This window comes from Frankia sp. CcMO1 (assembly GCF_977945845.1).
Genome location: NZ_CDWTMG010000183.1, coordinates 1 through 9,802, shown reverse-complemented (window position 1 = coordinate 9,802; position 9,802 = coordinate 1). Strand labels below are relative to the sequence as shown.

9 protein-coding genes and 2 pseudogenes are annotated in these 9,802 nt (G+C 72.1%); 5 read left to right on the top strand and 6 right to left on the bottom strand.

What is annotated here, in order from left to right; genetic code table 11:
• Positions 1-433 precede the first annotated feature (433 nt).
• Positions 434-1,936: a precorrin-6y C5,15-methyltransferase (decarboxylating) subunit CbiE gene (cbiE, locus tag AC08OU_RS18260; protein WP_476601505.1), complete on the top strand. Its 1,503-nt coding sequence runs from the start codon at positions 434-436 to the stop codon at positions 1,934-1,936.
• A 61-nt stretch (positions 1,937-1,997) separates the two neighbouring features.
• Here cbiE and AC08OU_RS18255 read toward each other — a convergent pair whose 3' ends face one another.
• The gene (locus AC08OU_RS18255; RefSeq protein WP_476601504.1) at positions 1,998-2,936 is read right to left on the bottom strand and encodes a FadR/GntR family transcriptional regulator; all 939 of its coding nucleotides are present in this window, start codon (positions 2,934-2,936) and stop codon (positions 1,998-2,000) included.
• A gap of 382 nt (positions 2,937-3,318) precedes the next feature.
• On the opposite strand from AC08OU_RS18255, the pseudogene AC08OU_RS18250 reads away from it, so the two are divergent.
• The 3 genes and pseudogenes from AC08OU_RS18250 to AC08OU_RS18240 form a co-directional block, all read left to right on the top strand.
• A pseudogene (locus tag AC08OU_RS18250) lies at positions 3,319-3,720 on the top strand (hypothetical protein); the annotation flags it as partial.
• Positions 3,671-3,850 (top strand): annotated as a pseudogene (locus tag AC08OU_RS18245) (hypothetical protein); the annotation flags it as partial. The pseudogenes AC08OU_RS18250 and AC08OU_RS18245, both read left to right, overlap by 50 nt.
• Before the next feature lie 286 nt (positions 3,851-4,136).
• Positions 4,137-4,823 carry a hypothetical protein gene (locus AC08OU_RS18240; protein WP_476601503.1) on the top strand — a complete coding sequence of 229 codons (687 nt, stop codon included), beginning with the start codon at positions 4,137-4,139 and terminating at the stop codon, positions 4,821-4,823.
• Between the two features lie 39 nt (positions 4,824-4,862).
• Here AC08OU_RS18240 and AC08OU_RS18235 read toward each other — a convergent pair whose 3' ends face one another.
• From AC08OU_RS18235 to AC08OU_RS18220, 4 genes are all read right to left on the bottom strand, one after another.
• Positions 4,863-5,279 (bottom strand): CAP domain-containing protein, encoded by a 417-nt coding sequence (locus tag AC08OU_RS18235; protein ID WP_476605388.1) that lies wholly within the window; start codon positions 5,277-5,279, stop codon positions 4,863-4,865.
• Between the two features lie 583 nt (positions 5,280-5,862).
• Positions 5,863-6,729: a 5-oxoprolinase subunit C family protein gene (locus AC08OU_RS18230; protein WP_476601501.1), complete on the bottom strand. Its 867-nt coding sequence runs from the start codon at positions 6,727-6,729 to the stop codon at positions 5,863-5,865.
• 24 nt (positions 6,730-6,753) lie between these two features.
• Positions 6,754-7,446 (bottom strand): 5-oxoprolinase subunit B family protein, encoded by a 693-nt coding sequence (locus tag AC08OU_RS18225; RefSeq protein WP_476601500.1) that lies wholly within the window; start codon positions 7,444-7,446, stop codon positions 6,754-6,756.
• 10 nt (positions 7,447-7,456) lie between these two features.
• The gene (locus tag AC08OU_RS18220) at positions 7,457-8,362 is read right to left on the bottom strand and encodes a LamB/YcsF family protein (protein WP_476601499.1); all 906 of its coding nucleotides are present in this window, start codon (positions 8,360-8,362) and stop codon (positions 7,457-7,459) included.
• A 58-nt stretch (positions 8,363-8,420) separates the two neighbouring features.
• Between AC08OU_RS18220 and AC08OU_RS18215 the strand changes: the two genes are divergently transcribed.
• Entirely contained in the window at positions 8,421-8,765 is a 345-nt protein-coding gene (locus AC08OU_RS18215) for a DsbA family protein (protein ID WP_462186023.1), read from the top strand.
• 72 nt (positions 8,766-8,837) lie between these two features.
• Here AC08OU_RS18215 and AC08OU_RS18210 read toward each other — a convergent pair whose 3' ends face one another.
• Complete coding sequence (locus AC08OU_RS18210) at positions 8,838-9,722, bottom strand: pirin family protein (RefSeq protein WP_476605387.1); 885 nt, start codon at positions 9,720-9,722, stop codon at positions 8,838-8,840.
• Positions 9,723-9,802: the final 80 nt, after the last annotated feature.

Genomic DNA, 9,802 nt, shown 5'->3' with positions numbered 1-9,802 from the left:
ACTTCGAAGAGCCGCCATGTGAGAATTTACCCGGCCATCCTATGCGCAGGTCTCGGAGCGATCCTGGTACCCTGGCGTACAGATGTCTGCTCTTCCTGTTCCTGGGTCCGTCTGCGATCCGGACTTCGAAGGCCACACCGATCGCGGAGCCGGCGTGCAACGTGTCGGGGATCGCATTTCACTAGGAATTGCTACCCGATACGGTGGTGATTTTCCATCCCCTGGCCGTCGGTGGCCTCCGTGCCCGGCGGCGGCTGATATACCCGCGACCCGCCGCGGCTCGGTGGGACGCGGTTGCGCGGCAGGTGGCGGAGGTCGCCGACCAGGTCTGTCCGGACGAGGCGCACAGCTATTCTTGATCCTCCTGACCGACGCGCTACGCTCGCCTGTTGTGTCTGATACTGCCGCCACGTCGGCGACCGATACTGCCGCCATGTCGGCGACCGCGCCCGGATCCGGTGACGTCACCAGATTCGGGTCCCCCGGGCCGGTGAGCTCCGCCGACATCGGTGCCGACTCCAGCTCCGCCGACATCGGTGCCGACTCAATCCCCTCCGCTGTGCGCGTCACCGTGGTAGGTATCGGGGCCGACGGCTGGGCGGGGCTGGCGCCGACGGCCCGTGAGGTGGTGCGCGGGGCGGCCGTGCTGTTCGGCGCCGATCGCCAGCTTGCCCTCGTGCCCGAAAGGATCGACGGCCAGCCCGTCGGAGGCCGGCGGGTGCCGTGGCCGTCCCCGCTGCTGCCGGCCCTGCCCCGCCTGCTGGCCGGGCACGCCGGCACCGGCGGTCAGGCGGGGCGGGGTGAGCTCTGTGTTTTCGCGAGTGGTGATCCGATGTTCTTCGGGATCGGCACCACTCTGGTCCGGCTGCTGGGAGCGCACCGGGTGCGGGTCCTGCCCCATCCTTCGTCGCTCTCCCTGGCTTGCGCGCGGCTCGGGTGGGCCGTGGACGACGTCGACGTGGTGAGCGCGGTTGGGCGCCCCCTCGCGCAGGTGCAGGCCGCACTGGCGCCGCGTCGACGGCTGCTCGTCCTCAGCTCTGACCGGGCCACGCCCGTCGAGCTCGCCACCCTGCTCGTCGGGCGCGGGTACGGCGAGAGCCTGCTGACGGTTCTCGACCGGCTCGGGGGGCCGGACGAGGCGCGCCAGAGCGCCCCCGCCTCCGCCTGGGTCGAGGCCGGTGCCCGGGCCTGGGCCGCCGTGGAGCACCCGGGCGGGGCCGCCTCGGTCGTGCCGCAAGGGTCGGTCGTGCCGCAGGTGCCGTTGCGCGAGCCGGCGGACCTCAACGTCGTCGCTGTCGAGCCGGTGCCCACGCCGTCCGCCCCGCACCGCCCGCGGACGCCGGGCTTGCCTGATGACGCGTTCGAGCACGACGGTCAGCTCACCAGGCGGGAGATCCGGGCGGTGACCCTGGCCCGGCTCGGACCGGTCCCGGGCGAACTGCTGTGGGACGTCGGATCGGGCTCGGGCAGCATCGCGATCGAGTGGATGCGCACCCATGGCACCTGTCGTGCGATCGCGATCGAGCCGCGGGCGGAGCGCGCCGACCGGATCCGGCGCAATGCCACGGCTCTCGGCGTGCCGGCGCTGCGGATCGTGCCCGGCCGGGCGCCCGAGGCCCTGGCCGGGCTGCCGGCGCCGGATGCCGTCTTCATCGGGGGCGGCCTTACGACCCCCGGGCTGCTCGACGCCTGCTGGGCGGCGCTGGGCGGACGTGGCCGGCTCGTCGCCAACGCCGTCACCCTCGAGTCCGAGGCGCTCCTCGTCTCCTGGCACGCCCGCCTGGGCGGTGATTTGGTCCGGTTGTCAGTGAGTCGGGCGGTCCCGATCGGTGGCTTCACCGGATGGCGCCCGGCGAGGCCGGTGACCCAGTGGACGGTGTGGCCCGCCGCCCACCATCCGTCGGTCCGTCGATCCGTCGAAAATGTGGAGGGTTAATGCACGGCCGGCGGCCTGGAAACCGTGACCAACCCTCCACAGTTTGATTCAGCAGTTTGATTCAGCTGAGCAGGTCCAGCACGCACCGGTCGGCCGGACCGCCGGGGATCGCGTGGTCGGGGGCGGCGAGGTGCCGGTGCCAGAGATCGGCGGCGCCCTGTGTGTCGCCGGCCTCGATGAGGTCGATGAGCGTGGCGTGTATCCGGCGGGTCGCACGGGCGGACGATCGGTCATCGGTGGCGACCGCGGCGAGACTGGTCTCCTCCGGACGGTTGTCGGCACCGGGGCGACCGCCGTGGCTGTTCGTGAGCTCCACGAGATGCTGGAGCATCCCGGTGATCACGGTCAGTGTCTTGTTTCCGGTCAGCTCCACCACGGCCAGGTGAAAGGCGGCCTGGGCCGAGGCGAGCGCGACGGGATGGTCGGCGGCCTCGTCACCCTCGTGGAGGAGCTGGCGTAGCCGGGCGACGTCGGCGGGATCACGCCGTTCGGCGAGCAGCGCCGCGCACGGCGGCTCGACGACGGCACAGGCCTGGTGGACGTCGCCCAGGGCGGCGCCGCGGTGTTCGAGGACGAGACCGGCGTAGCGCGCGGCGACCTCGGGGCTCGGGGTGGGGACCCGCGCGCCGCCGTGGGCCCCGCGCCGCACGAAGATTAGCGCCTCCGCCTCCAGCACCCGGAACGCCTCGCGCAGGGTGGGGCGCGAGACCCCGAACTGCGCCATCAGCGTGGGTTCGGGCGGTAGGGCGTCACCCTCGCTGAGCTCGCCGCGGATGATCCGCCGCCGCAGCTGGCTGGCGACGAGTTCCGCGGTCTTGGGTACCCGCACCCGCTGGCCGACCGGGGACGCGGCGGCCGAACCCGGCGTGGCCGAGACCGGGGCGGCCGGGATGTGGGCGGGCGAGACCGGGGGCTCCGGGTCCGGGGTGGCCTCCGTGGTGGATGCCCCGGCGACGGACGTGCCCGGGATGGTTCCCGCCGGAGCGGCTGGCCATGCCATGAGCGGTCCTCCTGCACAGCGAGCGTCGATCGTTGCCTAATGATCGTCGGATATCGGTGGACTGTGTGGCATATTTATGTTAACAGACGGCGATTCGTCCGGATTGTCGACATCGTGGCCTCAACATCATGCTTGGCGAAAGGGCGCGCCCGATCCACGGCATGACACCGACGTGGCCTGACGTGGTAGGGCCTGACGTGGGATGAGTGCACGATGGGTACCGTCTCGCCGGGCTTTCAGGGCCGTCGGCGGTCCGCGCCCCCGCGCCTTCCTCCTGGTCAGTACCTGCGTGAACGCGGCGATCAACATCCTCCGGAGTAGTCACGTCTGCGGGCCGAACGGCTTCTTGTCGGCTTGGTCTCGCTTTCAACGGTGATTTCCGATGTATGGTCTACTGGAACATTTGTCGGTCCCGGTGGGGAGCGCCCGCGGACGCGGTCGCCTGACGATCGACGACGGTCCGCATCCAGTGTGGACACCGCGGATGCTCGACGTCCTGCGCCGGGCTGGACCGGCTGGCCCGCGGGTTGAAGAACGTCACCGACTCCCGCACGGGCACGCGGAAGGGCCGCCGGGGCGGCTTTCCCCGGTTCAAGAAACGCGGGAAGGCCCGCGACTCGTTCCGCTACACCACCGGCGCCTACGGGCCGGCTGGGGATCGGCACGTGAAGCTGTCCCGGATCGGCCGGGCAGTGCCGGTCGCCGTAGACGCGCCGCCACCCTCGGTCGCCTCCATGCCCGCGTCGCCTACCAGCGCCGCGACGGGCTGCGCAAGCTTACGACCAGGCTTACGACCAGCCATGACGGCGTGGTCGTCGAGGACCTGCACGTGGCCGGGCTCGAAGACCTGTTCCGGCTGTGGCGGGCGAAACCCAAGCCTCACCCTGTCGGACCGTATCTTCGCCTGCCAGTCCTGCGGGCTGATGATCGACCGTGACGCCAACGCCGCGGTCAACCTGAAGCACCTCGTCGCCGCCAGTACGTCGGAGACGGTAAACGCCCGTGGAGGCGCCCAGCCGTTCAGTCATCGCACACCGGCGCAGATCCGGGCCGAGATGGTCCGCGCCCAGTCGGTCATCGTCGACGCGGGCGGGAAACCGCCCGGCTCTTCCGCGCGCCGGGTGGTGACTGGTCGCCGGCGAGGGTTCATCGGCACCGGGCGGGGCACGTTCCTGGCGTTGGCCACGGAAGGAGCTCCCGATGACCCACGTCGCCGACATCGACTCCCCCTGGTTGGGCGCCTGGCACATTCCCCGCAGCCGGGGTGCGGTCAGTGGTCTGCTGCTGATGCTCTTGGGAGTGTGGGGGGCGCTGATTCCGTTCATCGGGCCGTACTTCGACTTCGCCTTCACCCCGAACAGCGCCTGGACCTGGACGTCGGCCCGTTTCTGGTTGGAGGTGCTGCCGGGTGCCGCCGCGTTCGTCGGTGGGTTCCTGCTGTTGATGAGCTCCACTCGGGGCACCGCCGCGCTGGGTGCGTGGCTCGCGATTGTCGCCGGCGCCTGGTTTGTCGTCGGCCCGACGCTGGCGGGCCCCTGGGGCCTCGGCGCGCTCGGCCGGCCGGTCGGTGGGTCCGCCCGGCAGGCGCTCGTCTGGATCAGTTTCTTCTACGGCCTCGGCGCCGTGATCCTCTTTCTCGGTTCGACCGCGTGGGGTCGGCTGAGCGTGCGGGGGGTGCGCGACGTGGCCGCGGCGCGCCGTCAGCGGGAACTCCGGGAGCAGGCGGCCATGCGCCCGGGCCCCCTGGCGGAGCCGGAGGTCTATCCCAGCGACCGCCTCAGTGCCTCGGTCCCGGCCGAGGGCGTTCCGGCCGAGGGTGCTCCGGCCGAGGGAGCCGAGGAACGCACGGGCGCGTTCGGCCGTCATCGGCGCCGCAGCCACCACTGACGGAAGGATCCGTCGGGAGGAACAGGGGAAGCGTGCGTCTCAGGGCCGGCCGTGCGCCTCAGGGTGGGCTGAGCGTCTCGACCCGGAGTGGTTTCGTGGGTCGGCACCGGCGAAGTCCTGCGTCCAGTAGGTGCCGTACGCGCCGCCGGTGGTGTAGCCCACGCCGATGGCGGTGAAGGCACAGGTGAGGATGGTCGTCCGCCGATCGGCCCTGTCCATCCACATCTGCACGGTCCGAGCCGCGGTGAGCGATCTGGCGGCGATGTTCTCCCCGATGAGATCGGCGGTGTACCCGTTGGCGGCCAGCCGCTTGTCGAGGCCGCGACCGTCCCTGCCGGTGTAACCGAAGTAGCCGTTCGCCGCCATGTCGGCGCTGTGCGCCTGCGCCGCGGCTGCCAGCCGGGCGTCGACCGTCAGCGCGCCGCAGCCCGCTCGGACCCGCTCGATATTGGTCAACCGGACCACCTCGGCGGCCTCGGTGCCGGTCCGGGGCGGGGCGACGGGCGGCGTCCGCGTCGAAGCCGGAGCGGGAGCGGGGGCGGGGGCGGGGGCGCTCGTGCCCGGTGCGACGAGGGGCGCCTGCACCGGAACCGGCAGGCGGGCATCGTCCGGCAGGCCCGCGGGCGGTTCGTCGGTCCGTGGCGGTAGCGGGGCCGTGGCCGTGGACAGGCCGGACGACGCCGTCGGCGATGTCCTCGCCGGCTCCGCGACCGGTTCCGGGTGCGGCTGCGTGGTGGTTGGGCGAACGACCCCGCGGTGAGCTCCGTGTGCGCCGCCCCGGACGGGTGCGGCGGGATGGGAGTCGCGGCGATCGTGATCTCCTGGTCGGCCCGGGCTCCCGTAGACGGCGTCGCCGACGCTGCCTTGCCGGCGGGAAACGCCTGGCAGGCCGTGGTGAGCGCCGCTGCGAGGGCGGCCACGGACGCGGCGGCGATGACGGTCGTGAATCGAACCGAACCCATAAGGCCTCCTCGGGTCTCCCCCCCCGGGAGCAATACGAGCAAAGATAACGAATTTCGCGGGTGGCGCTCCTCGCCTGTCATCTTGTGGTCCAGCCGTGGTAAGGCTGGAACCGGATGCGCTGGCCGGGCCGGCATTGCGCGGCCAGGTGCAGATCCTCGGACGCGACGACGCCCAGCATGGGATAACCCCCGGTGACCGGATGGTCGACGAGGAAGAGGACCGGCCGCCCGTCCGGGGGGATCTGGATCCCCCCGGTGACGACGGCCTCCGAGGGTAGCTCCGCGGTGATCCGGCGGCGTGGCGCCGGCCCGAGGAGCCGCACGCCGACCCGGTCGCTCTGGGCCGTCACCTCATAGGACGCGGAGAACAGCGTGGGCAGCGCGTCCGCGGTGAACCAGTCGTCGCGGGGGCCGGCGAGGACCCGCAGGGTCGGTTCGTCCGGGTACTGGGCGAGCGGGGCGAGGTCGACGGTCGGCGGGTCCGCGCTGTCGGCCGCCGGCGGCAGCTGCCGACCGGCGGTCAGCGGTTGCGGACCGATCCCGGAGAGGGTGTCACTCGATCGTGAGCCGAGCACCGGCGGGACACCGATCCCCCCGCGAATTCCGAGGTAGGTGCGCAGGCCCCGATCGGGTGCCCCGATCCGCAGCAGCGCGCCGGCGGGCACGTCCACCGGGGAGTACATGCTGATCTGGCGACCGGCGAGTTCCAGCGGGCACGGCGCGCCGGTCAGCGCGATCAGCGCCGGATCCGTGAACCGTGCGATGAGGCCGCCGTAGGTGAGCTCGACCGCCGCCGCGGTCGCGACGTTGCCGACGAGCCGGTTCGCCAGCAACAGACTGCGACGGTCGGCAGCGCCGGACCGGGTGATGCCCAGGTGCGCGAGCCCTGACCGGCCGAGATCCTGGACCGTGGCGAACGGGCCTGGTGCGACGATTTCGATCATGAAATCTTGATCATGATATTTCGATCACGACACCGCCCGGGCAGCGTCGGCGTCGGCGATGGCGTCGGTGATGGTGATGGTGATGGTGATGAACCGCACCCGCGTGCCCGGGGCCAGCACGGCGGGCGGCTCCCGGCCGGGATCGAAGACCCGCAGGTCGGTATGGCCAATCAGCCGCCATCCGCCGGGCGAGGTCCGCGGGTAGACGCCGCTGAACTCGTCGGCGATGGCGACCGCGCCCGCGGGGACCCGGGTGCGCGGGCTGTCCCGGCGTGGCACGCGCAGCGCCGGGTCGAGGCCCGCGATGTAGGCGAAGCCGGGAGCGAAGCCACAGAACGCGACCCGGTGCCCGCCACGTACGTGCCGGTCCACGACCTGCGCCGGAGTCAGTCCGCTGAGCCGGGCGACCTCGGCCAGATCGGGGCCGTCGTAGCGCACCGGTATCGTCACGACGTCCCGGTTGAGCGGGGGACCGGCCTGCGGCCCGGGGCCGGGCGTGCCGGGCTGAGCCCCGGCGGCGCGCAGCAGGGCGGCGCTCAGGCGCCCGGCGTCGGTCGCCGCGGGATCGAACGCGACCAGCACCGTCCGCGCCGCGGGAACCAGTTGGATGATCCCGACCGGGGCGATCCGCCGCAGCCGCGCGTAGAGGGCCTCGGCCTCGGCCAGGCCGGCCACCTCGATGAGCAGTGCCTCGTCACCGCAGGGCAGGATGCGCATCGCGATCCTCTCAGCTGAACGGGATCAGGGGGACACCCGCGTCGAGCAGGGCCTGGCGTAGCCGTCTGACCAGCTCGACCGCGCCCGCCGTGTCCCCGTGCACGCAGAGAGAGCGGGCGCCGACGTCCACCGGTGTGCCCTGCCGGCTGACGACCACGCCCTTGACCGCCATCCGCACGCCGCGCGCGACGACGACGTCGGGATCGTGCAGGACGGCGTCGGCCGTGCGCCGGGAGACCAGAGTGCCCGCGGCCGTGTAGGCGCGGTCGGCGAACGCCTCGCCGACCGCGGTCAGGCCGGCCTCGCTCGCGCGCCGCAACCACGCCGATCCGGGCAGGCCCAGGACCGGCAGCGTCGCGTCGTAGCAGCGGATGGCCTCGACGACGGCCTGCGCCTGCTCCTCGTCGGTGACGATGGCGTTGTAGAGGGCGCCGTGCGGCTTGACGTAGCGGACCCGGTCGCCGGCCGTCCGGGCGAAGGCGTCCAGCGCGCCGAGCTGATAGAGGACGTCGTCACGTAGATCGTCGGGGTCCATGTCGATGCGGCGGCGACCGAAGCCGGCGAGGTCGCGGTAGCTGACCTGGGCGCCGATGCGGACTCCGCAGCGGACCGCCTGCTCGCACGTCCGCCGCATTGTCGCGGGGTCACCGGCGTGGAACCCGCAGGCGATGTTGGCGCTGGTGACCAGGTCGAGCAGGGCTTCATCCTCGGTGAGGCGCCAGACCCCGAAACCCTCGCCAAGGTCGGCGTTGAGATCGAGGGGACGCGGCGGATCCGCCGGAGGCGGTGGTGCGGCGGGATGTGCCTGTCCGGCGGGAGGCGGTGGCTCGGCCGGGTTCGGCGGATCGGCCGCCCCGGTGGTCGCCCAGTCCGGCCGAGGTCGCTCCCGCCTGCCGGGATCTCGCTGGTCGCCCATGCTGCCAATTGTTCACCACCTCGGCACTGGCGATCCGCCCCCGTCGGCACGGTGGCGGGTGGGGGCGCGACGGGGTGGTCATAATCGTGACCTGGCCGGATCCACCCTGACCGGGACCGCCGCTCCCGCGGTGCCGATCGGCCCGTTCCGCCATTCCCGCGGGCCGGCCGACGCCCCGGTCGTCGTCGTCGAGTATGCTGACTTCGAATGCCCGTACTGCGCCCGGGCGGCTCCCGTCCTGCACGAGTTCACCGAGACCTCGCAGGGGCAGGCCCGGCTGGTCTTCCGGCACTTCCCGGTGTTCGACGTCCATCCCTACGCGCTTACCGCGGCGCACGGGCGGTTCTGGGAGATGCACGACCAGCTCTTCGCCCATCAGGACCGGCTGGCCGTCGGCCGGTGAATTTGGGGGACCTGAGCACGGTCTGCGGTCCCTGGACCGTGCCTGGCTCCCCACAATTCGGCTGCCGCGCGATCATGCCAGACCGGACAGGTCGGATAGGTCGGACAGGTCGGCCAGATCGGCGTGCATCTCCCAGACCAGGATCTCGGCGGGAGCCGAGGCGCTGACCCGCTGACCGCCGGTCGCGGTGAACCGGACCGCGTCCCCGGCGCGCAGCACACCCGTCCCCTCCAGCGTCACCTCGCCCTGCGCCACGAACAGGTGCAGGTAGGGAGCCTCGGGAAGCCTGATGTCCCGACCGGGGCTGAGCCGGGCGGCGCACAGGGCCGCGAACCGGTTTCTGATCGTGATCGCGCTCTGCCCGCGGTGCCTGGCCATCCCGGACGCCACCGGTACCAGGCCGCCGCGTAGCAGCTCGTCGTCGATCTCCAGCTGCTCGTAGCCGGGGTCGATGCCCCGGCGGTCCGGTGCGACCCACATCTGGACGAAATGCACCGGCTCGTCATGCGGCTCCCCGCCGCCGTCGAGACGCCAGGAGTCGTTCTTCTCCGAGTGCAGGATCCCGCGACCGGCGCTCATCCGCTGCGCGAGTCCCGGGTAGATGACGCCGGAGTGGCCGGTGGAGTCCTGGTGCACGAGCGATCCGCGCAGGACCCAGGTGACGATCTCCATGTCCCGGTGCGGATGGGTCTCGAACCCGGTCCCGGCAGCGACCGTGTCGTCGTTGTTCACCAGCAGCAGACCGTGGTGGGTGTTCGACGGATCGTAGTGATGGCCGAACGAGAAGGAATGGTGGGAGTCGAGCCAGCCGACGCGCGTCGCCGCTCTGTCGTCCGCCCGGCGAATGTCGATCCGCGGCTGTGGCCGCGGGCGCGGACCCGCGGAGGGGGGTGTGGCGGTAGAAGGGACCGCGGTCGGTGGGGTGGACGACCCGGGGGAGGACGGCGTGGCCCTCATGGTGAACCCTCCTTCACGGTAGGCAGGACGATGCCTGCGCAGTCCAGCGTCGTCGGGGCCACGGACATTCCACGGCTCGC